General features: G+C 57.2%; 23 protein-coding genes. 22 read left to right on the top strand and 1 reads right to left on the bottom strand.

The features are described from left to right. The 21 genes from HVY19_RS01160 to HVY19_RS01060 all read left to right on the top strand — a co-directional run bounded on the left by HVY19_RS01160 (position 1) and on the right by HVY19_RS01060 (position 19323). On the top strand, positions 1-582 hold the full coding sequence (locus HVY19_RS01160) for a hypothetical protein (RefSeq protein ID WP_181682615.1): 582 nt from the start codon (positions 1-3) through the stop codon (positions 580-582). After that, on the top strand, positions 579-1940 hold the full coding sequence (locus HVY19_RS01155) for an AMP-binding protein (RefSeq protein WP_181682614.1): 1362 nt from the start codon (positions 579-581) through the stop codon (positions 1938-1940). The genes HVY19_RS01160 and HVY19_RS01155 overlap by 4 nt, the downstream gene beginning before the upstream one ends. Next, the gene (locus tag HVY19_RS01150) at positions 1927-2280 is read left to right on the top strand and encodes a hydroxymyristoyl-ACP dehydratase (protein ID WP_181682613.1); all 354 of its coding nucleotides are present in this window, start codon (positions 1927-1929) and stop codon (positions 2278-2280) included. Before HVY19_RS01155 ends, HVY19_RS01150 begins: the two co-directional genes overlap by 14 nt. After that, entirely contained in the window at positions 2271-3962 is a 1692-nt protein-coding gene (locus tag HVY19_RS01145; RefSeq protein WP_181682612.1) for a glycosyltransferase family 2 protein, read from the top strand. The genes HVY19_RS01150 and HVY19_RS01145 overlap by 10 nt, the downstream gene beginning before the upstream one ends. 3 nt (positions 3963-3965) lie before the next feature. Continuing rightward, positions 3966-4388 carry a thioesterase family protein gene (locus HVY19_RS01140; RefSeq protein ID WP_181682611.1) on the top strand — a complete coding sequence of 141 codons (423 nt, stop codon included), beginning with the start codon at positions 3966-3968 and terminating at the stop codon, positions 4386-4388. Beyond that, entirely contained in the window at positions 4385-4990 is a 606-nt protein-coding gene (locus tag HVY19_RS01135) for an outer membrane lipoprotein carrier protein LolA (protein ID WP_181682610.1), read from the top strand. The genes HVY19_RS01140 and HVY19_RS01135 overlap by 4 nt, the downstream gene beginning before the upstream one ends. Further along, positions 4959-7277: an MMPL family transporter gene (locus HVY19_RS01130; protein WP_181682609.1), complete on the top strand. Its 2319-nt coding sequence runs from the start codon at positions 4959-4961 to the stop codon at positions 7275-7277. Before HVY19_RS01135 ends, HVY19_RS01130 begins: the two co-directional genes overlap by 32 nt. Beyond that, a complete protein-coding gene (locus HVY19_RS01125) occupies positions 7274-7921 on the top strand; it encodes a DUF3261 domain-containing protein (RefSeq protein WP_249419096.1) in 648 nt (215 codons plus the stop codon). Before HVY19_RS01130 ends, HVY19_RS01125 begins: the two co-directional genes overlap by 4 nt. A gap of 1 nt (position 7922) precedes the next feature. After that, positions 7923-9092, top strand: coding sequence for a beta-ketoacyl-[acyl-carrier-protein] synthase family protein (locus HVY19_RS01120; RefSeq protein WP_181682608.1), 1170 nt, complete (start codon positions 7923-7925; stop codon positions 9090-9092). Further along, positions 9089-9565 carry a 3-hydroxy-fatty acyl-ACP dehydratase gene (locus HVY19_RS01115; RefSeq protein WP_181682607.1) on the top strand — a complete coding sequence of 159 codons (477 nt, stop codon included), beginning with the start codon at positions 9089-9091 and terminating at the stop codon, positions 9563-9565. Before HVY19_RS01120 ends, HVY19_RS01115 begins: the two co-directional genes overlap by 4 nt. After that, positions 9562-10293 carry a 3-ketoacyl-ACP reductase FabG2 gene (locus tag HVY19_RS01110; protein WP_181682606.1) on the top strand — a complete coding sequence of 244 codons (732 nt, stop codon included), beginning with the start codon at positions 9562-9564 and terminating at the stop codon, positions 10291-10293. The genes HVY19_RS01115 and HVY19_RS01110 overlap by 4 nt, the downstream gene beginning before the upstream one ends. After that, the gene (locus tag HVY19_RS01105; RefSeq protein WP_181682605.1) at positions 10290-11519 is read left to right on the top strand and encodes a beta-ketoacyl-ACP synthase; all 1230 of its coding nucleotides are present in this window, start codon (positions 10290-10292) and stop codon (positions 11517-11519) included. The genes HVY19_RS01110 and HVY19_RS01105 overlap by 4 nt, the downstream gene beginning before the upstream one ends. Before the next feature lies 1 nt (position 11520). Further along, positions 11521-12114: a 4'-phosphopantetheinyl transferase AcpT gene (acpT, locus tag HVY19_RS01100; RefSeq protein ID WP_181682604.1), complete on the top strand. Its 594-nt coding sequence runs from the start codon at positions 11521-11523 to the stop codon at positions 12112-12114. A 177-nt stretch (positions 12115-12291) separates the two neighbouring features. Further along, a complete protein-coding gene (gene nikA / locus HVY19_RS01095; RefSeq protein ID WP_181682603.1) occupies positions 12292-13863 on the top strand; it encodes a nickel ABC transporter substrate-binding protein in 1572 nt (523 codons plus the stop codon). Continuing rightward, positions 13863-14807: a nickel ABC transporter permease subunit NikB gene (gene nikB, locus HVY19_RS01090; RefSeq protein WP_181682602.1), complete on the top strand. Its 945-nt coding sequence runs from the start codon at positions 13863-13865 to the stop codon at positions 14805-14807. Before nikA ends, nikB begins: the two co-directional genes overlap by 1 nt. Next, on the top strand, positions 14804-15637 hold the full coding sequence (nikC, locus tag HVY19_RS01085) for a nickel ABC transporter permease subunit NikC (RefSeq protein ID WP_181682601.1): 834 nt from the start codon (positions 14804-14806) through the stop codon (positions 15635-15637). Before nikB ends, nikC begins: the two co-directional genes overlap by 4 nt. Continuing rightward, positions 15637-16401, top strand: coding sequence for a nickel import ATP-binding protein NikD (gene nikD, locus HVY19_RS01080; RefSeq protein WP_181682600.1), 765 nt, complete (start codon positions 15637-15639; stop codon positions 16399-16401). Before nikC ends, nikD begins: the two co-directional genes overlap by 1 nt. Next, entirely contained in the window at positions 16398-17198 is an 801-nt protein-coding gene (gene nikE, locus HVY19_RS01075) for a nickel import ATP-binding protein NikE (RefSeq protein ID WP_181682599.1), read from the top strand. The genes nikD and nikE overlap by 4 nt, the downstream gene beginning before the upstream one ends. Positions 17199-17210: 12 nt before the next feature. Continuing rightward, entirely contained in the window at positions 17211-17612 is a 402-nt protein-coding gene (nikR, locus tag HVY19_RS01070) for a nickel-responsive transcriptional regulator NikR (RefSeq protein WP_181682598.1), read from the top strand. A 277-nt stretch (positions 17613-17889) separates the two neighbouring features. Beyond that, positions 17890-18429, top strand: a complete 540-nt coding sequence (locus HVY19_RS01065; RefSeq protein ID WP_181682597.1) for a hypothetical protein — start codon at positions 17890-17892, stop codon at positions 18427-18429. 135 nt (positions 18430-18564) lie between these two features. Further along, the gene (locus HVY19_RS01060) at positions 18565-19323 is read left to right on the top strand and encodes a M48 family metalloprotease (RefSeq protein ID WP_181682596.1); all 759 of its coding nucleotides are present in this window, start codon (positions 18565-18567) and stop codon (positions 19321-19323) included. Between the two features lie 61 nt (positions 19324-19384). On the opposite strand, the gene HVY19_RS01055 is transcribed toward HVY19_RS01060, so the two are convergent. Beyond that, positions 19385-20575: an NAD(P)/FAD-dependent oxidoreductase gene (locus HVY19_RS01055; RefSeq protein WP_181682595.1), complete on the bottom strand. Its 1191-nt coding sequence runs from the start codon at positions 20573-20575 to the stop codon at positions 19385-19387. 230 nt (positions 20576-20805) lie between these two features. Here HVY19_RS01055 and pitA point away from each other — a divergent pair, with 230 nt between their 5' ends. Beyond that, positions 20806-22305: an inorganic phosphate transporter PitA gene (gene pitA, locus HVY19_RS01050; RefSeq protein ID WP_181682594.1), complete on the top strand. Its 1500-nt coding sequence runs from the start codon at positions 20806-20808 to the stop codon at positions 22303-22305. The last annotated feature ends 56 nt before the right edge of the window (positions 22306-22361 follow it).

Raw genomic sequence — 22361 nt, 5'->3', positions numbered from 1 at the left:
GTGTCGGCCGCTCGCGCGTTGCCTGCCGTATCACTGCTTACAGGCGTGTTATTGCTCGCCTGGCCCTTCCTCATCTGGTTTGGCCTGGCGCATCACAGCCTGCAGTGGTTACTTCCGCTCATGGCGCTGCTGCTGTTGCTTCGCTTTCGTCAGACCCGGCGACAGGCGGGACCGCTGCGCGTGGTTTCGCAGGTGGTGGCCGTCGCGGGCATCACGCTCTGCGCCGCCAGCTATCTGCTGAAAACACACCATCTTCTGCTGTTTTACCCGGTCGTCGTCAACACCGTCATGCTCGCCGTGTTTGGCGGTTCACTATGGTCTGCCATGCCGATTGTCGAGCGCCTGGCGCGGCTGCGGGAGCCCGACCTTCCCGATGCGGCGGTGCGCTACACCCGTCGGGTCACGCAGATCTGGTGCGCCTTTTTTATCTTCAATGGCGGCGTTGCGCTTTTTACCGCGATTCGCGGCGATATGGCGATGTGGACAGCGTGGAACGGCATGATCGCCTACCTGTTAATGGGGCTGCTCATGAGCGGAGAATGGCTGGTACGTCGTCAGATGATTAAACGAGATCCTCAATGAAGCAGACCCTGCCGCTTGCCGAATGGCTTACCGCGCCTCGCCCTGCCCAGACACCGATCGCCTGGCTGGACGACAAAACCTGGACGCTCGGCCATTTACGCCACGATGTCGCAGAGTTGATGCAATACCTGCAACAGCAGGAAGGCGAACGCTGGGCGCTGTGCTTTGAAAACAGCTATCTGTTTATCGTGGCGCTGCTCGCCACCCTGCACGCGGGCAAAACACCGGTCATTCCTGGCCACAGCCGCGTCTCGCTGCTTAACGAGCAGCGTCGGTATTTCAACGGCGTGCTCAGCGATAAAACGCTGGACTGGCAGGGCCCGCTGCGCGTTGTGAGTTCATCCGCCACGTATCGCGATGAACCTTACCCTTTCCCCGCCCTGCGCCACGATGCCTGGATAGAGCTGTTTACCTCCGGTTCAACCGGCGAGCCGAAGCGGGTGATGAAACAGATAGCCGCTCTGGACTGTGAAGCTGGACTGCTGGCCATGCGCTTTGCTGAACGGCTGGCGGGCTGCCGCATCGTTTCGTCCGTCGTCCCGCAACATCTGTACGGCCTCACGTTCCGCATCTTTCTGCCGATGGCGCTCGGCCTGCCACTCCACGCGGCGATGCTCTACTATGCCGAGCAACTCGCGGCGCTCGACCATACGCATCGCTATGCGTTTATCAGTAGCCCGGCGTTCTTAAAACGTCTCGACCACCAGCTGACGCCGCCGCCCGTAGAAATGATCCTGTCGGCAGGTGGAATGTTACCGTGGGAAGACGTGACGCAAACCGCCGACTGGCTAAACGTCTGGCCGGACGAAATTTATGGCAGTACCGAAACCGGGATTCTGGCATGGCGCTATCGCCAGCAGGAAAACGACGCGTGGCTGCCATTTCCCGGCGTGTGCTTTACGCCGGAAGCTGACGCGTTTCGCGTTTTTTCCCCGCTTATCGCCGACGATAGCGGCTTGCTACTTGATGATATTTTGCAGTTTGACGCCAACGGCCAGTTCCGGATGATGGGGCGTCGCGGTCGGGTGGTCAAAATTGAAGAGAAGCGGATTTCGCTTACCGAGGTAGAACAGCGCCTGCTGGAGCTGAAAGGCGTTCGCGAAGCCGTCGCGTTGCCCGTAACCCGGGGAGGCCGTCAGGGCGTCGGCGTGCTGCTGGTGCTCGATGACGAAGCGCATCAGCACTGGCAAAACTGCGGCGGGAAACCTCAGGAGCTGGCGTGGCGCCGGGCGCTACTGCCGTGGCTGGAGCCGGTTGCCGTTCCTCGTTACTGGCGGGTGATTGACGAGATCCCGGTCAACAGTATGAACAAGCGTGTCTATGCGCAATTACAGGAGTTGTTTCATGATACCCCATGAAATTGAGCGCCATCAGGCACAGCCACAGCAGGCTGAGATCGTCCTGCATCTTGATCCTGCCCTTTTCTGGTTTAAGGGCCACTTTGCTGTGCAGCCGCTGCTGCCTGGCGTGGCACAGATGGAGTGGGTGATGCATTACGCCACCACCCTGCTTGCCCCCGGCTGGCGCTTCCATAGCATTCAGAACGTCAAGTTCCAGGCGCCGTTGCTGCCTGAAAGCACCATTACGCTCACACTAAGCTGGCAGGAAGCGCGGCAAATTCTGACGTTTAGCTACCAGCGCCACGACGGCGAGGCGCGTCATACCGCCAGCAGCGGGAAAATTCGCCTATGTCGTTAACCTTCTCCCCCTGCGTGCTGATCCCCTGCTATAACCACGGCGCGATGATGGCGCGGGTGCTCGCGCGCCTGCAGCCGTTTGGCCTGCCGTGTATTGTGGTGGACGACGGCAGCGATGCCGCCACCCGACAGGAGTTGGATCGGCTGGCGGGAGAAAACACCACTCTGACGCTCATCCGCCTTGCGGAGAATGCGGGCAAAGGGGCAGCGGTGATTCGGGGATTACAGGCGGCGGCAGACGCCGGTTTTAGCCATGCCGTTCAGGTCGATGCCGACGGCCAGCACGCAATTGAAGATATCCCGACGCTGCTGGAACGGGCGCAGGCGCATCCTGACGCGCTGATTTCCGGGCAGCCTGTTTACGACGAGAGCATCCCCCGTTCGCGCCTGTATGGACGCTGGATCACCCACGTCTGGGTATGGATTGAAACCCTGTCGCTCCAGCTGAAAGACAGCATGTGCGGCTTTCGCGTCTATCCGGTTGCGCCGACGCTACAGCTGGCCCAGCGCGTCGTCCTCGGCAAGCGGATGGATTTTGACACTGAAGTCATGGTCCGCCTCTACTGGCAGGGTAACACCAGCTATTTTGTCCCGACGCGCGTGACCTATCCTGCGGACGGTCTGTCGCACTTCGACGCTTTCAAAGACAATTGCCGCATCTCGCTGATGCACACCCGGCTGTTCTTCGGCATGTTGCCGCGCATCCCTTCCCTGCTGCTTCGCCGTTCATCGTCGCACTGGGCACGCCAGCAAGAGGTGAAAGGGTTGTGGGGAATGCGCCTGATGCTGCTGGTGTGGCACGTGCTGGGGCGCAAGGCATTTTCGCTGCTTCTGTATCCGGTGATTGCTGCGTACTGGCTTTCAGCGACCCGCGCGCGTCATGCCTCGCAAAACTGGATCGCCCGCGTGCGCCAACAGCTAACCGCTCGCCGGAAGCCAGTCCCAACGAACCTCACCAGCTATCAGCACTTCCTGCGCTTCGGCCATGCGATGCTCGATAAAATCGCCAGCTGGCGCGGTGAACTGCACTTTGGTCGTGACGTGGAGTTCGCCCCCGGTGCCGAAGCGGCGCTCAACGTGCACGATCCGCGCGGCAAACTGCTACTGGCTTCGCATCTTGGCGATGTCGAAGCCTGCCGGGCGCTGGCGCAGTTGCAGGGCAGCAAAACCATCAACGCGCTGGTATTTAGCGACAATGCCCAGCGCTTTAAACAAATTATGGAAGAGATGGCGCCGCAGGCTGGGTTGAACATGATGGCAGTCACCGACATCGGTCCAGACACCGCAATTCTACTCAAAGAGAAACTGGAGCGCGGCGAGTGGATCGCCATTGTCGGCGATCGCATTGCGGTCAATCCGCAGCGCGGCGGTGAGTGGCGCGTCTGCTGGAGCCCGTTTATGGGCCAGCCCGCCCCGTTCCCGCAGGGGCCATTTATTCTCGCTTCTCTTCTGCGTTGCCCGGTGGATCTTCTCTTTGCCCTGCGCCAGCATGACAAGCTGCGGATCTATTGTGAACCGTTCGCCGATCCGCTGGTGCTGCCACGCGCTGAACGCCAGCAGGCATTGCAGCACGCTATCGATCGCTACGCCGAACGTCTTGAGTTTTACGCGCTACAGTCGCCGCTCGACTGGTTTAACTTTTTCGATTTCTGGCAGTTGCCGGATCCCAAAAACAAGGAGTAAAGGGTGCTCAACGATCCCCGTTTTACTGCTGAAGTAGAGCTATCCATTCCGTTTCATGACGTCGATATGATGGGCGTGGCATGGCACGGCAACTATTTCCGCTACTTCGAGATTGCCCGCGAAGCCCTGCTGAACCAGTTCGACTATGGCTATCGCCAGATGAAAGCCTCCGGCTACGTGTGGCCGGTGGTCGATACCCGCGTGAAATACCGCCAACCGCTGACCTTCGAACAGCGCATCCGCGTTCGCGCACGTCTGGGAGAGTATGAAAACCGCCTGCGTATTAACTACGAAATTTTCGACGCAGAAACCGGCCAGCGCACCACTACGGGATACACCATTCAGGTGGCTGTGGAAGAAAAAAGCCGCGAAATGTGCTTCGTCTGCCCGGATATCCTGTTTGAACGCATGGGAGTAACACCATGAGATATTTGCCGTTACTGGCGCTGCTGATCAGCCCGTTCGTCAGTGCCCTGACGCTGGATGATTTACAACAGCGTTTTACCGAGCAGCCGGTGGTCCGCGCCCAGTTCGATCAAACCCGCACAATTAAAGATCTGCCGCAGCCGCTGCGATCGCAAGGCAAAATGTTGATCGCCCGCGACCAGGGTCTGCTGTGGGATCAAACCTCACCGTTCCCGATGAAGCTGCTGCTGGACGACAAGCGGATGGTGCAGACCATTAACGGTCAGCCGCCGCAAACCATCACCGCGGAGAACAATCCGCAGATGTTCCAGTTCAACCATCTGCTGCGCGCACTGTTCCAGGCAGACCGCAAAGTGCTGGAAGAGAACTTCCGCGTGGAATTCAGTGATGCAGGCGAAGGACGCTGGACACTGCGCCTGACGCCGGTCACCACGCCACTGGATAAGATTTTCGCGACCATCGACTTAGCGGGGAAGGCGTATCTGGAGCGCATCGAGCTGAACGATAAGCAGGGCGACCGCACCGAAATAACGCTCACCCAACACCAATTGACGCCCGTACAGCTGACCGATGACGAACGCCAACGCTTTGCCGCCCAGTAAACGTCCCGCGCTATTATGGGGACTCGTCTGCCTGCTGATGCTGGGCGTATTGCTGACGCTGCTACCTCAGGCGCGGATCAACAGCAGCGTGCTGGCGATGCTACCCAAGCAGACGCTGGGGGCGATCCCACCGAGCCTGAATGACGGCTTTATGCAGCGCCTGGATCGCCAGTTAGTCTGGCTGGTCAGCCCCGGGAAACAGGCCGATCCGAAAGTGGCGCAGGCATGGCTGGCGCTACTGAATCAGTCGCAGGCGCTGGCCGAAGTCAAAGGCCCGATGGATGCCAACAGCCAGCAGGCGTGGGGCGCTTTCTTCTGGCAGCACCGTAACGGCATGATTGACCACGACACCCGTGCGAGGCTGCAAAACGGTGGCGAAGCGCAGGCGCAGTGGATCCTCTCTCAACTCTACTCCGCGTTTTCCGGCGCCAGCGGTAAAGAGCTGCAAAACGATCCGCTGATGCTGATGCGCGGCTCGCAGTTGGCGATGGCAAAAAATGGTCAGCGTCTGCGGCTGATGGATGGCTGGCTGGTTGCTCAGGATACGCAGGGGAATTACTGGTATCTGCTGCACGGCGAACTGCGCGGTTCTTCGTTTGATATGCAGCAAACGCATCAGTTAGTGACCACGCTCGGTACGCTTGAATCGGAACTAAAAACACACTACCCGCAGGCGCAGCTACTGTCTCGCGGGACCATGTTCTACAGCGATTACGCCAGCCAACAGGCGAAGCAGGACGTTTCCACGCTCGGCGTGGCGACGGTTCTCGGGGTGCTGCTGCTGATTGTCGCCGTGTTCCGCTCGTTGCGTCCGCTGATGCTCTGCCTGATCTCTATTGGCGCAGGCGCACTGGCAGGCACCATGGTGACACTGCTCGTCTTTGGTGAACTGCATCTGATGACGCTGGTGATGAGCATGAGCATCATCGGCATTTCCGCCGACTATACGCTTTACTACCTGACCGAGCGGATGGTTCACGGTGCGGAAAGCACGCCGTGGCAAAGCCTCAGCAAAGTGCGCAACGCCCTGTTACTGGCGCTACTAACCACCGTCGCGGCCTACCTGATCATGATGCTGGCTCCGTTCCCTGGCATTCGCCAGATGGCCGTATTTGCCGCTGTAGGGCTTTCTGCCTCCTGCCTGACGGTGATTTTCTGGCATCCGTGGCTGTGCCGGGGTCTGCCGGTACGCCCGGTGCCGGCCATGGTGCTGATGTTGCGCTGGCTTGCCGCCTGGCGACGCAATAAAAAGCTCTCCGTCGGTCTGCCCGTCGCACTGGCGCTGTTTTCGCTGACGGGGCTGGCGACGCTACACGTTGATGACGATATCTCACAATTGCAGGCGCTGCCGCAGCCCATTCTGGCGCAGGAAAAAGCGATCACCGCGCTGACCGGGCAGAGTGTCGATCAGAAGTGGTTTGTGGTTTACGGCAAAACTGCGCAGCAAACGCTGGAGCGGCTGGAGGCCTTTCTCCCGGCGCTGGAACAGGCGAAAAAAGAGGGGCTGCTCGGGAATTATCGTGCTATTCCACTCAACTCCCTGGCGCGGCAGCAGATGGATTTATCACTGCTTAAGAATGCGACGCCAACGGTAAGTAAAACCTTGCAAAGTGCCGGGCTGGTGACAATCAATCCGGACCTTAACGCCATGCCGGTAACGGTTGATGCCTGGCTTGCCAGCCCAGCAAGCGAAGGCTGGCGACTACTTTGGCTAACGCTAAAAGAGGGTGAAAGCGGCGTGCTGGTGCCAGTCGAAAACGTCAAACAAAGCGCCGCGCTGGGTGCGCTCAGTGAAAGCTATTCCGGCGTGGCATGGGTCGACCGCAAAAGTACCTTTGATGACCTGTTCGCGCTGTATCGCAATGTGTTAACGGGGCTGCTATGTGTCGCGCTGGCCGTGATTGCCTGTGGTGCAGTCGCTCGACTGGGCTGGCGTAAAGGGTTTATCAGCCTGGTGCCGTCGGTGTTGTCACTGGGCTGCGGCCTGTCAGTGCTGGCGTTAAGCGGCCATGCGGTCAATCTGTTCTCACTGCTGGCGCTGGTGCTGGTGCTGGGGATTGGCATTAATTACACCCTGTTTTTCAGCAATTCGCGCGGCACGCCATTGACGTCGCTGCTGGCGATTACGCTGGCCATGCTGACTACCCTGCTGACGCTCGGCATGTTGGTCTTTAGCGCCACCCAGGCGATCAGCAGTTTTGGTATTGTGCTGGTGAGCGGGATTTTCACCGCGTTCCTGCTTTCGCCGCTGGCGATGCCGACGAAAAGAGAGAAGAAAAAACGATGATGACAGCGACATTTTTTGCCGGATGGCGGCTCCGCCTTATCCGGCCTGCGGGTAGGCCTGATAAGCGTAGCGCCATCAGGCATTTGGCCGTGTGCCTTTTCGCCCTCCTTCTCGCCGGCTGTAGCCACTCGCCCAACGAGCAGGCAGGCCGTCCGCAGGCGTGGCTGGAACCCGGCACACGGGTCACGCTGCCTGCGCCGGGCATCACGCCGACGGTGAATTCCCAGCAGTTGCTCACCGGCAGCTTTAACGGCAAAACCCAGTCGCTGCTGGTGATGCTCAATGCCGACGACAAAAAGCTGACCCTTGCGGGGCTGTCCTCCGTCGGTATCCGCCTGTTCCTCGTGACCTACGACGATAAAGGGTTACATACTGAACAGTCGATCGTCGTTCCACAACTGCCCCCCGCCAGCCAGGTACTGGCGGACGTGATGCTCAGCCACTGGCCGATAAGCGCCTGGCAGCCGCAGCTACCGAAGGGCTGGACGCTGAAGGATATTGGCGACAAGCGCGAACTGCGCAACGCCGGCGGCAAACTGGTTACCGAAATCAGCTACCTGAACCGCAAAGGCAAACGTGAACCAATCGGCATCGAACAGCACGTCTTTAAATACCACATCACCATTCAATATCTGGGTGACTGAGATGATTTACATTTCTGCGGTTGGCGCAATCAACGCGCTGGGCAACGATAACGACGCGATCGCCGCGAACCTGACCCGCAGCGTCGCCCCCGGCATGCGTGCGCGCACCGGCTGGCTCCAGAGGCATCCGCACGCGGTGCTGGGTGGCGTGGACGGCGAACTGCCCACCATTCCCGATGCGTTCAGTGCCCACCGCTCACGCAATAATCAGCTCCTGCTGGCGGCGCTTGCGCAGATCCAGCCGCAGGTGGATGCAGCCATCGCGCAGTACGGACGTGACCGGGTTGCCGTGGTGCTTGGCACCAGCACCTCGGGTCTGGATGAAGGCGATGCGCACGTTAACCTGACGCTGAATGGAAAAGAAAGCCGTCACTGGCAGTATCCGCAGCAGGAACTGGGCGATCCGTCACGCTTTCTCAGCCACTGGCTGGCGCTCGACGGTCCGGCATTTACCCTCTCCACCGCCTGTTCCTCCAGCGCCCGTGCGATCATCAGCGGCCGCCGCCTGATTGAAGCTGGACTGGCAGACGTGGCGATTGTTGGCGGTGCAGACACCCTGAGCCGGATGCCAATCAACGGCTTCCACAGTCTGGAGTCACTCTCCTCAACACTGTGTCAGCCGTTTGGGCGTGACCGTTGCGGCATTACCATCGGCGAGGGGGCGGCGCTGATGCTGTTAACCCGTGAGCCGCAGCCCATCGCCCTGCTGGGCGTTGGCGAGTCGAGCGATGCGTACCATATTTCTGCACCCCATCCGCAGGGCGAAGGCGCGATTCGCGCCATCCAGCAAGCGCTGAATGATGCGGGTATTCAGCCTGACGAGGTCGGTTACATTAACCTGCACGGCACCGCCACGCCGCTCAACGATCAGATTGAATCGAAGGTGGTCAACGCGCTGTTCGGTGAGCGCGTCCCCTGCAGTTCTACCAAACATTTAACCGGCCACACGCTGGGCGCGGCAGGGATTACCGAGGCGGCGTTAAGTATGCTGATTCTTCAGCGCAACCTGCCGTTGCCAGTGCAGGACTTTAGCCTGTCACCACGCGATCCGGCACTACCGCCCTGCGGCATCATTGAGCAGTCGCAGCCGCTGGAACGTCCGGTTATTTTGTCGAATTCGTTCGCCTTTGGCGGCAATAACGCCAGTATTTTGCTCGGGAGGATTTCATGAGCCACTATTTATCACCCGGCGAGTACCTGCCGCACGACGCGCCAATGCTGTTGCTGGAAGAGGTCATCAGCGTGGCCGAAGAAACCGCAACCTGCTGCGTCAGCGTTACGCCTGACGGCGTGCTGGCACCGTTTCTGGACCCTCAGGGCAACTTGCCCGGCTGGTATGCACTGGAACTGATGGCTCAGACCGTCGGCGTTTGGTCTGGCTGGCATCGGCATCAGTTGGGTAAAGGGGCGATCTCTCTTGGGATGGTGCTCGGCGCGCGCGAACTGATTTGCGCGGCGGGCGCACTGCCCGCAGGCAGCACCTTAGCCATCAGCGTCAAACTGCTGATGCAGGACGAGCGCTTCGGCAGCTTCGACTGCGCCATTAGCGCAGGGGAAGTGACATTGGCCACCGGTCGCGTCAACACCTTCCAACCGACGGCAGAAGAACTACATTCACTATTTCAACAAGGAGCGTCCGCATGAGTCGTTCAGTTTTAGTTACCGGCGCCAGCAAGGGCATCGGGCGCGCCATCGCCCAAAAACTGGCGGCGGACGGCTTCGTCGTCGGCGTTCATTATCATCGCGATGCGCAGGGTGCGCAGGAGACGCTGGACGCCATTCTCGCCGCCGGCGGCGCTGGCCGGGTGCTCAGTTTTGACGTGGCTAATCGCGAGCAGTGTCGTGAGGTGCTGGAGCAGGATATCGAGGCGCATGGGGCATGGTACGGCGTGGTCAGCAATGCAGGGATTACCCGCGATGCGGCGTTTCCTGCGCTCAGCGATGATGACTGGGATGCGGTGATCCACACCAATCTTGATAGCTTTTACAACGTTATTCAGCCGTGCATTATGCCGATGGTCAGCGCCCGTCAGGGCGGGCGTATTATCACCCTTTCGTCTGTTTCAGGCGTGATGGGCAACCGGGGACAGGTCAACTACAGCGCCGCCAAAGCCGGGATTATCGGGGCGACCAAAGCGCTGGCGATGGAGTTGGCAAAACGCAAAATTACCGTCAACTGTATCGCTCCGGGGCTTATCGATACTGGGATGATTGAGATGGAAGAGCCGGCGCTGAAAGAGGCGATGTCCATGATCCCGATGAAGCGCATGGGTCAGGCCGACGAAGTGGCCGGGCTTGCCAGTTATTTGATGTCGGATGTGGCAGGTTACGTCACCCGTCAGGTAATTTCCATCAATGGAGGGATGCTATGACACGTCGTGTCGTGATTACAGGGATGGGCGGCGTTACCGCCTTTGGTGAGAACTGGGAGAGCGTTTCTGCCAGGCTGCTGGCCTACGAAAATGCGGTCCGCAAAATGCCGGAGTGGCAGGTCTATGACGGGCTGCACACGCTGCTGGGCGCGCCAATCGATGATTTCAGTCTGCCGGAACACTACACCCGTAAGCGCATCCGCGCCATGGGCCGCGTGTCGCTAATGTCCACCCGCGCTACCGAACTGGCGCTCGAACAGGCGGGGCTGATTGGCGACGAGATCCTGACCAATGGGGAAACAGGGATCGCTTACGGTTCCTCCACCGGGAGTACCGGTCCGGTGAGCGAGTTCGCGACCATGCTCACCGAAAAACACACCAACAATATCACCGGCACCACCTACGTACAGATGATGCCGCACACGACTGCTGTGAATACTGGGCTATTTTTCGGTTTACGCGGGCGGGTCATTCCCACGTCCAGCGCCTGCACCTCCGGCAGCCAGGCAATTGGTTACGCCTGGGAAGCGATTCGCCACGGTTATCAAACGGTGATGGTCGCAGGCGGTGCGGAAGAGCTATGTCCGTCAGAAGCGGCGGTATTTGATACGCTGTTCGCCACCAGCCAACGAAATGACGAGCCGAAAACCACACCGTCACCGTTCGACGAACAACGCGATGGGCTGGTGATTGGCGAAGGCGCCGGGACGTTGATTCTGGAAGAGCTGGAGCACGCCAAAGCACGTGGCGCAACCATATACGGGGAAATCGTTGGCTTCGCCACTAACTGCGACGCCGCGCATATCACCCAGCCGCAGCGGGAGACAATGCAAATCTGCATGGAGCAGTCGTTAAAAATGGCCGGGTTAAGCGCGCTCGACATCGGTTATATTTCGGCGCACGGTACAGCCACCGACCGTGGCGATATTGCGGAAAGTCAGGCAACCGCCGCAATTTTCAGCGAAAATGTGCCAATCTCCTCGCTTAAAAGCTACTTTGGGCATACCCTTGGCGCTTGTGGTGCGCTGGAAGCCTGGATGAGTCTGCAAATGATGCGCGAAGGCTGGTTTGCACCTACGCTAAATTTACATCGGCCTGACCCCAACTGCGGCGCGCTGGATTACATCATGGGTGAAGCCCGCAAAATTGACTGCGAATATTTGCAGAGCAACAATTTTGCCTTTGGCGGCATCAACACCTCCATCATCATAAAACGTTGGTCCTGACATGTATCGGATCGTTCTGGGAAAAGTTTCTACACTCAGCGCAGGCGCGTTGCCGCCTGCACTTATTGAGCGGGCGCCGCAGGGTGCGCAACGTGCGCGCTGGCTCGCCGGCCGTGTGTTGCTTTTCCATGCTTTCTCACCGTTGCCGGAAATCGTCTACGGCGAGCAGGGAAAACCGGCATTTGCGCAGGAACACGCACTGTGGTTCAACCTGAGCCACAGCGGTGACGACATCGCGCTGCTACTGAGCGACGAAGGTGAAGTGGGCTGCGACATTGAAGTTATCCGTCCGCGCGCGAACTGGCGCGCGCTGGCGAATGCCGTGTTTAGTCTTGGAGAACATGCCGAGATTGACGCCGAGCACCCCGAGCAGCAACTCGCCGCGTTCTGGCGTATCTGGACGCGGAAAGAAGCGATGGTCAAACAGCGCGGCGGCAGCGCCTGGCAAATCGTTAGCGTCGACAGCACGTTGACTTCCGGACTTTCGGTCAGCCATTGCCAGTTCGACAGTCTGAGCCTCGCTGTCTGTACGCCAACGCCATTTACCCTCACCGCCGATGCGGTTCAACGACTGGAAACGGTATCCCTTGCCTGATGGCGCTGCGCTTATCAGGCCTACCCCGTTTTGTTAATCGGATACCATCCAGCGTTGTCAAACATATCAATTTCGTATTATTCCCGCCGCTCAGCACCCTTCTTTTGATCCAGAACACGTCAAAAGTATGATGAATCTTTAAGATCGTCATACCTTTTCAGCTTCGGGATCGTCACTTTGTCCAGACTACGTCGCACACTCTTCGCGTTGTTGGCCTGTGCGTCATTCCTCGCACATGCCGCCCCAGCGGATGAAATTACTACCGCCTGGCCGGTCAACGTTGGGCCGCTTAATCCGCACCTGTATACGCCAAACCAGATGTTTGCACAGAGCATGGTGTATGAACCGTTAGTCAAATATCAGGCAGATGGAACGGTAAAACCGTGGCTGGCGAAAAGCTGGAGCCACTCGGCGGAGGGTAAAACCTGGACCTTCATCCTGCGCGATGACGTGACGTTCTCCAATGGCGAACCCTTTGACGCCCAGGCCGCCGCAGAGAACTTCCGCGCGGTGCTCGATAACCGCCAGCGTCATGCCTGGCTGGAGCTGGTGAATCAAATTGTTGATGTTAAAGCGCTCAGCAAAACCGAGCTGCAAATCAGCCTGAAAAGCGCCTATTACCCATTCCTGCAGGAGCTGGCGCTGCCACGTCCTTTCCGCTTTATTGCTCCATCGCAGTTTAAAGACAACGAAACGTTGCGCGGCATTAAAGCCCCCATTGGCACCGGGCCCTGGGTGCTGAAAGAGACAAAGCTGAATCAGTACGATGTGCTGGTGCGTAACGAACGGTACTGGGGCGAAAAGCCGCAGATTAAGCAAATTACCGTTAAAGTGATCCCCGACCCGACCACCCGCGCCGTCGCGTTTGAAACCGGCGATATCGACCTGCTGTACGGTAACGAAGGGCTGCTGCCGCTCGATACCTTCGCCCGCTTCAGCCAGAACCCGGCCTACCATACTCAGCTTTCACAGCCGATTGAAACGGTGATGCTGGCGCTGAACTCCGCCAAAGCGCCCACGAACGAACTGGCCGTGCGCGAAGCGCTGAACCACGCGGTCAACAAGAAATCGCTGATCGATAACGCGCTGTATGGCACCCAGCAGGTCGCCGATACGCTGTTCGCGGCGACCGTGCCTTATGCCGATATCGGCCTGACGCCGCGCCAGTACGACCCACAGAAGGCAAAAGATCTGCTTGAGAAAGCAGGCTGGACGCTGCCTGCGGGCAACGCTATTCGCCAGAAAAACGGCCAACCGTTGCGCATTGAACTGTCGTTTATTGGTACTGATGCGCTGAGTAAATCAATGGCAGAAATTATTCAGGCTGATATGCGCCAGATTGGCGTCGATGTCGCCCTGATTGGCGAAGAAGAAAGCAGCGTTTATGCGCGACAGCGTGATGGTCGCTTCGGCATGATATTTAACCGTACCTGGGGCGCGCCGTATGACCCGCATGCCTTTATGAGCTCAATGCGCGTACCGTCCCATGCCGATTATCAGGCGCAGCAGGGACTTGCTGATAAGAAGATCATCGACAAAGAGATTGGCGACGTGCTGGAAACCCGCGACGAGGCGAAGCGTCAGGCGCTGTACAAAGACATTCTGACCCGTTTGCATAACGACGCGGTGTATCTGCCCATTAGCTATGTCTCAATGATGGTGGTCGCAAAACCCGAACTGGGACCTATCCCTTACGCGGCCATAGCGTCTGACATTCCGTTTGAACTGATTAAACCGGTGAAACCCTGATGTTGCGTTACGTACTGCGGCGCATTCTGCTGCTCATCCCAATGATCTTCGCCGCTTCGGTGATTATCTTTTTGATGCTACGCCTCGGCACCGGCGACCCGGCGCTGGATTATCTGCGTCTGTCGAACCTGCCGCCGACGCCAGAAATGGTGGCCTCTACCCGCGTGATGCTGGGGCTGGACCAACCGCTTGTCGTGCAGTACGGCACCTGGCTGTGGAAAGCACTGCATCTGGATTTTGGCGTCTCGTTTGCCACCCAGCGCCCGGTGCTGGATGACATGCTGAACTTTCTCCCCGCGACGCTGGAACTGGCGGGCGTGGCGCTGGTGCTGATCCTTCTCACCTCCGTGCCTCTTGGCATCTGGGCGGCGCGTCACCGCGACCGTCTGCCAGACTTTGTCGTGCGCCTTATCGCCTTTCTCGGCGTGTCGATGCCCAACTTCTGGCTCGCTTTCCTGCTGGTGATGTTCTTCTCGGTGTATCTGCAATGGTTACCCGCGATGGGCTACGGCGACTGGCAGCACATCATTCTGCCTGCGGTGTCGATCGCCTTTATGTCGCTGGCGATTAACGCCCGTCTGCTGCGCGCCAGTATGCTGGAAGTCGCCGGGCAACGTCACGTCACCTGGGCACGTCTGCGCGGACTGAATGAGAAACAAACTGAGCGCCGTCATATTCTGCGTAACGCCTCGCTGCCGGTCGTCACGGCGGTGGGGATGCACATCGGCGAACTGATTGGCGGAACGATGATCATTGAGAATATCTTTGCCTGGCCTGGCGTCGGGCGCTACGCCGTGTCGGCGATTTTTAACCGCGACTACCCGGTGATCCAGTGCTTCACGTTGATGATGGTGGTGGTGTTTGTGGTGTGTAACCTGATCGTGGACCTGCTTAACGCTGCGCTGGACCCGCGTATTCGTCGTCATGAAGGAGCGCACGCGTGAACTTCTTTCTCTCTTCGCGCTGGTCGGTGCGACTGGCGATGGTCGTCATCGCCCTGCTGGCAGTGATTGCGCTGACCAGTCAGTGGTGGCTGCCGTACGATCCACAGGTGATTGATTTGCCGTCGCGCCTGCTGGCGCCTGATAGCCAGCACTGGCTGGGGACCGACCATCTGGGCCGTGACATTTTCTCCCGCCTGCTGGCAGCAACGCGGGTGTCGCTCGGTTCGGTGTTCGCTTGTCTGGTGCTGGTGCTGGCACTGGGACTGCTCGTCGGCGGCAGCGCCGGGCTGTTGGGCGGTCGTGTCGACCAGGCGACCATGCGCGTTGCCGACATGTTTATGACCTTCCCGACCTCAATTCTGTCGTTTTTTATGGTCGGCGTATTAGGCACCGGGTTAACCAACGTAATTATTGCCATCGCCCTGTCGCACTGGGCCTGGTACGCGCGAATGGTGCGCAGCCTGGTGATCTCCCTGCGCCAGCGTGAGTTTGTACTCGCCTCGCGGCTTTCCGGTGCGGGCCATGTTCGGGTATTTATTGACCATCTGGCCGGGGCGGTGATTCCTTCGCTGCTGGTGCTGGCGACGCTGGATATCGGCCATATGATGCTGCACGTCGCCGGGATGTCATTCCTCGGCCTCGGCGTGACTGCGCCAACCGCCGAATGGGGCGTAATGATTAACGACGCGCGTCAATACATCTGGACCCAGCCGCTGCAAATGTTCTGGCCAGGGCTGGCGCTGTTTATCACCGTGATGGCCTTCAACATGGTGGGTGACGCCCTTCGCGATCACCTTGATCCTCACCTGGTCACGGAGCACGCCCACTGATGCCACAACAGATTGAATTGCAAAATATTGCCCTTAAGGCGGATCGGCCACTGGTCAACGGCGTTTCGCTAACGCTTAAGCGCGGACGGGTGCTGGCCCTGGTGGGGGGAAGCGGAAGCGGCAAGTCGCTCACCTGCGCGGCGGCGCTCGGCATTCTGCCCGCTGGGGTTCGACAGACCTCCGGCGCGCTGCTCGCTGATGGCGAACCGGTTTTACCGGGTCATCTACGCGGCGGGAAAATCGCGACCATTATGCAGAACCCACGCAGCGCGTTTAATCCGCTACACTCCATGGCGACTCATGCCCGGGAAACCTGTCTGGCGCAGGGGAAACCTGCCGATGACGCAACGCTTATCGCCGCGTTAAACGCCGTCGGACTGGAACATCCTGAGCGCGTGTTGAAGCTCTACCCGTTCGAAATGAGCGGCGGCATGTTGCAACGCATGATGATCGCGATGGCGGTCCTGTGTGATGCGCCGTATATCGTCGCCGATGAACCGACCACCGATCTGGACGTCGTCGCTCAGGCACGCATTCTCGACCTTCTGGAGAGCATTATGCGCAATCGCTCACCGGGAATGCTGCTGGTTACCCATGACATGGGCGTGGTGGCACGACTGGCAGACGACGTGGCGGTAATGGATAACGGCAACATCGTAGAACAGGGGGATGTGGAAACGCTGTTCAACGCACCGCAACACCCGGTGACCCGCGATCTCGTCGCTGCGCATCTTGCTCTGTACGGTAGGGAGTTAGCCTCATGACTTTACTCAGCGTCTGTGACCTGTCGCATTCTTATGCGCATTCGGGGTTTAGCGGCAAACATCAGCAGCAAACGGTGCTAAAAGATGTCTCGCTAAGTTTGAAAAGTGGCGAAACCGTTGCTTTGCTGGGGCGCAGCGGCTGTGGTAAAAGCACGCTGGCGCGTCTGCTCGTCGGGCTGGAATCACCTTCACAGGGGAGCGTAAGCTGGCGTGGTGAACCGCTCGCGAAGCTGAACCGGGCGAAGCAAAAAGCGTTTCGCCGCGATATCCAGATGGTGTTTCAGGACTCTATCAGTGCGGTAAATCCGCGCAAAACGATAGGCGACATTCTGCGCGAACCGATGCGCCATCTGCTGTCACTCTCGAAAAAAGAGCAACTGGCGCGGGTGCGTGAGATGCTCAGCGCGGTTGATCTCGACGACAGCCTTCTGGAGAAACGTCCACCACAGCTCAGCGGCGGTCAGCTTCAGCGTGTGTGCCTGGCACGCGCGCTGGTGGTAGAACCGCAGCTGTTAATTCTCGATGAGGCGGTGTCCAACCTCGATCTGGTCTTGCAGGCTGAAGTCATTGGCCTACTCAAAAAATTGCAGCAACAGTTTGGTACTGCCTGTCTTTTTATCACCCACGATCTGCGACTGGTGGAGCGTTTTTGCCATCGCGTCATGGTCATGGAAGAAGGACAAATTGTTGAGACACAGACCGTGGGGGAAACCTTAACCTTTTCCTCTGAGGCGGGTCGAGTGTTACAAAACGCGGTACTTCCCGCTTATCCCGTGCGCCGTCGCGCCATCGCGTAAGGTCAAATGTCTATGCAACGTGTCACTATCACCCTCGACGACGAGCTCCTTGAAACACTGGACAGTCTGAGCCAGCGCCGTGGCTATAACAACCGTTCCGAAGCGATTCGCGACATTCTGCGCAGCGCGCTGGCACAAGAAACCACACAGGAGCACGGCAATCAGGGTTTTGCGGTCCTCTCGTATGTCTATGAACATGAGAAACGTGACCTGGCCAGCCGGATTGTCTCGACGCAGCACCATCACCATGATCTCTCCGTCGCCACACTTCATGTGCATATTAATCATGATGATTGTCTCGAAATCGCCGTCCTGAAAGGGGATATGGGCGAGGTACAACATTTCGCCGATGACGTCATCGCACAGCGCGGCGTGCGCCACGGTCATTTGCAGTGTTTACCGAAAGAAGATTAAGCCGCTAAAAAACCAGGCCGGGGACGCTTTGCTTACCCGGCAAACAGACCTTCTGAAAATTCTCATTTTGCGATTAGCCCGTATTATTTCCCTGCGTAAATAGATAGCATGCTCTTTGTGATAATTTATATCACTCACACTGAAACTTATTCGGCTTAATATTATTGTGCTAATTCAGAAAAATATCTGAAAAAGTGATTTATCCGATATTCTTCAACGTGTGGTTAACACCGCAATTATTGTTATCAAAAGTGAAGCATCACTCACAGGGAAAAAAATGAAAAAGTCTTTAGCTGTCAGCTCGCTGTTATTCTGCGCCACCCTTTTCCTCTCCGCATGTGATAGCGGAAATTCAGCCGATACCGAGAAAAAAGGAACAGAAATTCTGGGCGGTAAAGCCACCATGGTTCTTCCGGAAGGCTTTATCAAAATGCCGCAGGATATGCTGGAAAAGAAATACCCGACTGCCCAGCGCCCTCAGGAAGCATGGTATGTGGAAAGTGAAAGGGGCAAAGTGTCCATCGCCTTCAGCGCCACTGAAAATGCCGTCAGTGAAGATCAGATCCCACAGTTTGCGACGGTTATGAAAAACCAGTTGAGCGCGTTTTCACCGCAGACGTCAGAAGTTACGGTCAACGGTAAGAAAATGGCGCGTGTTGAAATGACCACGCCAGCCGCCGACGGCAAGATTTACAACGTTCTGCAATTGTCTTCACGAGATGGCAAATTGCTGATTTCTACGTTTAACGCCACCGAAGATTTGAAAGAGAAATATGTGCAGTCTGGAAAAGATGCACTGTCGACGCTCGACTATTGAGTTAAACAGCGGCAAACGACAAATATCGTATCGACGTTTGTTTTTTTAATCACAGCCCGGAAAACGTCTTCAGGTTTATATTCAGGACACTGTCCCGTTCCTGAAGACGTAACAATCATTGGATGAGCAATTACTATGAATAAGAATAAAATTATGTTGGCCCTGGCGATTTCAGCGGCGACATTGCTGGTTGGCTGCAAAAGCATGAACGTAAACCAACTGACCTCCTCCGGCCTCACGGCCTTTAAAGCGGCCACCCTGAGCGACGCCGATGCCAAAGCGTTAGCAGATGCAGCCTGCAAAGAAATGGACACACAGAATCCCGTCGCGAAAGCGTCCAGCACCTACAGCAAACGTCTGAATAAGATCGCCACCGCCCTGGGCAACAATATCAACAATACCCCGGTGACGTATAAAGTTTACATGACCAACGACGTCAACGCGTGGGCGATGGCGAACGGCTGCGTGCGCGTATACAGCGGTCTGATGGACATGATGACCGATGATGAAGTGAAAGCCGTACTGGGCCACGAACTCGGCCACGTCGCGCTGGGCCATTCCCGCAAAGCGATGCAGACGGCGTATGCCACCGTGGCTGCCCGTGACGCCATTGGCGCTTCCAGCGGCGCAGCGGCAGCATTGACCCAGTCTCAGCTCGGTGATGTGGCAGAGGGCATTGTTAACTCGGCGTTCTCACGTAGCCAGGAAAGCGATGCAGATGACTTCTCGTATGACCTGCTGAAAAAACGCAACATCAAAACCATGGGACTGGTCACCAGCTTTGAAAAACTGGCGAAACTCTCCTCCGGCCATGAGAAATCCCTGTTCGATTCTCACCCGCCGTCAGAAGAACGTGCTCAGCATATTCGTGACCGTATTGCAGCCGATAAGTAATCCGCTGGCGTACATAACAGGAACATTATCGATTCCGTAATGTTCCTGTTATCAATCATGTTTACCCGGCTAAATCCTGTGCACACGCCCAGGCGCTCGACCAGGCCCACTGGAAGTTGTAGCCCCCCAGCCAGCCGGTAACGTCCATCACTTCCCCAATAAAGTAGAGTCCCGGCACTTTGCGCGCTTCCATCGTGCGTGATGACAATTCATTGGTATCGACACCGCCGAGCGTCACTTCCGCCGTACGATAGCCTTCGGTGCCATTAGGCTGGACTCGCCAGTTGGTCAGCGTGTCTACCAGCGCTTGCTGATCCCGCACATTGAGCTGCTTGAGCGAGACGTCAGGGATTTGTCCTAGCTGTTGCAGGCATTCCACCAGACGCTTCGGTAGCTGCATCGCCAGCGTGTTCTTCAGGCTCTGGTTAGGGTGGTCGCGACGCTGCTCCTCGAGGAAATCCTCCAGAGAAACATCCGGCAGCAAATTAATGCTCACAAATTCACCCGGTTGCCAGAAACTGGAAATTTGTAAAACCGCAGGGCCAGAAAGCCCACGGTGGGTGAAGAGCAGGTTTTCACGAAAAACGGTGCCGTCCTCTGCGGTGATCACCGAAGGAACGGACACACCAGAAAGCACCTGAAGCTGCTCCAGCAGCGGCTTATGCAGCGTAAAGGGCACCAGTCCGGCACGGGTTGGCAGAACCTTAAGACCAAACTGTTCTGCAATCTTGTAACCGAACGGTGATGCCCCCAGCCCTGGCATCGAGAGTCCGCCAGAGGCAATCACCAGCTTCTTTGCGCCCACTGTCAGGCCGTTCAGCTCCAGCGTAAAGCCGTCGTCATCGCGTACAACGCTAAGCACTTCGCTTCGTAACCGTAGTGTCACATTGCCTTTTTCACACTCCGCCACCAGCATATCGACAATTTGCTGAGCGGAGTCGTCGCAAAAAAGCTGGCCGAGCGTTTTTTCATGCCAGGCAATGCCGTGTTTGCCAACCAGGTCAATAAAATCCCACTGGGTATAGCGCGCCAGTGCAGATTTGCAAAAATGAAGGTTTTGACTCAAGTACGCCGCGGGCTCAACATAAAGATTGGTAAAGTTGCAGCGCCCTCCGCCTGACATCAGGATCTTGCGCCCCGGTTTTTTACCGTTATCGATCAGCAGCACACGGCTACCCGCCTGCCCCGCTTGTGCGGCACAGAACATACCCGCTGCGCCAGCGCCTATAATAACGGCATCGAACCTTTCCACTTTGCGTTCCTCTCTAAAATCCGGGCGTGAATTGTAAAGTTTCCTCAAGGGGTGCACCAGCATACAAATGGTTTGAAATAAGTATTTATCTGAATTCTATAAGATAATTCTTTAGTGTAATCATCGTATGCAGGCGTTAAATCAAAAAAAGTCTATTTTTCACTTTGCCCGCGCCGCGAAAGTCACTGATAATGCGCCGCGTTCATGTCCTCAAAATGGCGTAACGTCCTATGCTACATTTGTTTGCTGGCCTGGATTTACATACCGGCCTTTTATTATTGCTTGCTCTGGCTTTTGTGCTGTTCTACGAAGCGATTAACGGCTTCCACGATACGGCTAACGCAGTGGCGACCGTGATCTACACCCGTGCGATGCGTTCGCAGCTTGCGGTGATCATGGCGGCGCTATTTAACTTCTTTGGCGTGTTGCTGGGCGGTTTAAGCGTCGCCTATGCCATTGTGCATATGTTGCCGACAGATTTGCTGCTCAACATGGGCTCCTCGCATGGTCTTGCGATGGTGTTCTCCATGCTGCTCGCAGCCATTATCTGGAACCTCGGCACCTGGTACTTTGGTTTGCCTGCTTCCAGCTCCCACACGCTGATTGGCGCAATTATCGGTATTGGTTTAACCAATGCTCTGATGACCGGTACGTCGGTCGTTGACGCGCTTAACATCCCGAAAGTGATTGGCATCTTTGCCTCGCTTATCGTCTCGCCAATTGTTGGCCTGGTGGTAGCGGGCGGCCTGATTTTCATTTTGCGTCGTTACTGGAGCGGAACCAAAAAACGCGCCCGTATCCACCTGACGCCGGCAGAACGTGAAAAGAAAGACGGTAAAAAGAAACCGCCATTCTGGACGCGTATCGCCCTGATCATCTCTGCTATCGGCGTGGCATTCTCTCACGGCGCTAACGACGGTCAGAAAGGCATTGGTCTGGTTATGCTGGTACTGATTGGCGTTGCACCTGCAGGTTTCGTGGTGAATATGAATGCGTCCGGTTACGAAATTACGCGTACACGGGATGCCATTAATAACGTTGAAACCTACTTCCAGCAGCACCCGGATCTGCTCAAAAAAGTCACTGGCGTCGACCAACTGATCCCTTCTCCGGAAGCGGTGACGACAACGCCAAACGAGTTCCATTGCCATCCAGCGAATACGCTGAACGCGCTTAACCGTGCGAAATCGATGCTGGGGAACAATATCGAGAGCTACGATAAGCTGAGCATTGACCAGCGTAGCCAGTTGCGCCGTATCATGCTGTGCATTTCCGATACGACGGATAAAGTGACCAAGCTGCCGGGCGTCAGCGCTGACGACCAACGTCTGCTGAAGAAACTGAAAACCGACATGCTGAGCACGATTGAATATGCGCCTATCTGGATCATCATGGCCGTCGCTCTGGCGCTGGGTATTGGTACCATGATCGGCTGGCGTCGTGTGGCGACCACTATCGGCGAGAAGATTGGTAAGAAAGGCATGACCTATGCTCAGGGGATGTCCGCGCAGATGACAGCGGCTGTCTCTATCGGTCTGGCGAGCTACACCGGGATGCCGGTTTCCACCACGCACGTACTCTCCTCCTCCGTGGCGGGGACAATGGTTGTCGACGGTGGTGGCCTGCAACGTAAAACGGTTACCAGTATCCTGATGGCGTGGGTGTTTACATTGCCAGCAGCGATTCTGCTTTCCGGTACGCTGTACTGGATCTCGCTGAAGCTGATCTGATCGGCAGTTTGCCGGATGGCGGCTACGCCTTATCCGGCCTACAACATAACGTAGGC

The sequence above is a fragment of the Citrobacter sp. RHB25-C09 genome (genome assembly GCF_013836145.1).
Taxonomy (GTDB): domain Bacteria; phylum Pseudomonadota; class Gammaproteobacteria; order Enterobacterales; family Enterobacteriaceae; genus Citrobacter_A.
The sequence above is the reverse complement of the archived record's forward strand: the minus strand, read 5'-3'. Positions and strand labels throughout refer to the sequence as shown.

Coding starts and splice junctions, on each gene's coding strand:
- HVY19_RS01125 (WP_249419096.1), top strand. CDS start 7,274: ATGATGACAGCGACATTTTTTGCCGGATGGCGGCTCCGCCTTATCCGG.
- HVY19_RS01105 (WP_181682605.1), top strand. CDS start 10,290: ATGACACGTCGTGTCGTGATTACAGGGATGGGCGGCGTTACCGCCTTT.
- nikR (WP_181682598.1), top strand. CDS start 17,211: ATGCAACGTGTCACTATCACCCTCGACGACGAGCTCCTTGAAACACTG.
- acpT (WP_181682604.1), top strand. CDS start 11,521: ATGTATCGGATCGTTCTGGGAAAAGTTTCTACACTCAGCGCAGGCGCG.
- HVY19_RS01120 (WP_181682608.1), top strand. CDS start 7,923: ATGATTTACATTTCTGCGGTTGGCGCAATCAACGCGCTGGGCAACGAT.
- HVY19_RS01150 (WP_181682613.1), top strand. CDS start 1,927: ATGATACCCCATGAAATTGAGCGCCATCAGGCACAGCCACAGCAGGCT.
- nikB (WP_181682602.1), top strand. CDS start 13,863: ATGTTGCGTTACGTACTGCGGCGCATTCTGCTGCTCATCCCAATGATC.
- HVY19_RS01145 (WP_181682612.1), top strand. CDS start 2,271: ATGTCGTTAACCTTCTCCCCCTGCGTGCTGATCCCCTGCTATAACCAC.
- HVY19_RS01065 (WP_181682597.1), top strand. CDS start 17,890: ATGAAAAAGTCTTTAGCTGTCAGCTCGCTGTTATTCTGCGCCACCCTT.
- HVY19_RS01135 (WP_181682610.1), top strand. CDS start 4,385: ATGAGATATTTGCCGTTACTGGCGCTGCTGATCAGCCCGTTCGTCAGT.
- HVY19_RS01110 (WP_181682606.1), top strand. CDS start 9,562: ATGAGTCGTTCAGTTTTAGTTACCGGCGCCAGCAAGGGCATCGGGCGC.
- HVY19_RS01155 (WP_181682614.1), top strand. CDS start 579: ATGAAGCAGACCCTGCCGCTTGCCGAATGGCTTACCGCGCCTCGCCCT.
- pitA (WP_181682594.1), top strand. CDS start 20,806: ATGCTACATTTGTTTGCTGGCCTGGATTTACATACCGGCCTTTTATTA.
- HVY19_RS01130 (WP_181682609.1), top strand. CDS start 4,959: ATGACGAACGCCAACGCTTTGCCGCCCAGTAAACGTCCCGCGCTATTA.
- nikE (WP_181682599.1), top strand. CDS start 16,398: ATGACTTTACTCAGCGTCTGTGACCTGTCGCATTCTTATGCGCATTCG.
- nikD (WP_181682600.1), top strand. CDS start 15,637: ATGCCACAACAGATTGAATTGCAAAATATTGCCCTTAAGGCGGATCGG.
- HVY19_RS01115 (WP_181682607.1), top strand. CDS start 9,089: ATGAGCCACTATTTATCACCCGGCGAGTACCTGCCGCACGACGCGCCA.
- HVY19_RS01060 (WP_181682596.1), top strand. CDS start 18,565: ATGAATAAGAATAAAATTATGTTGGCCCTGGCGATTTCAGCGGCGACA.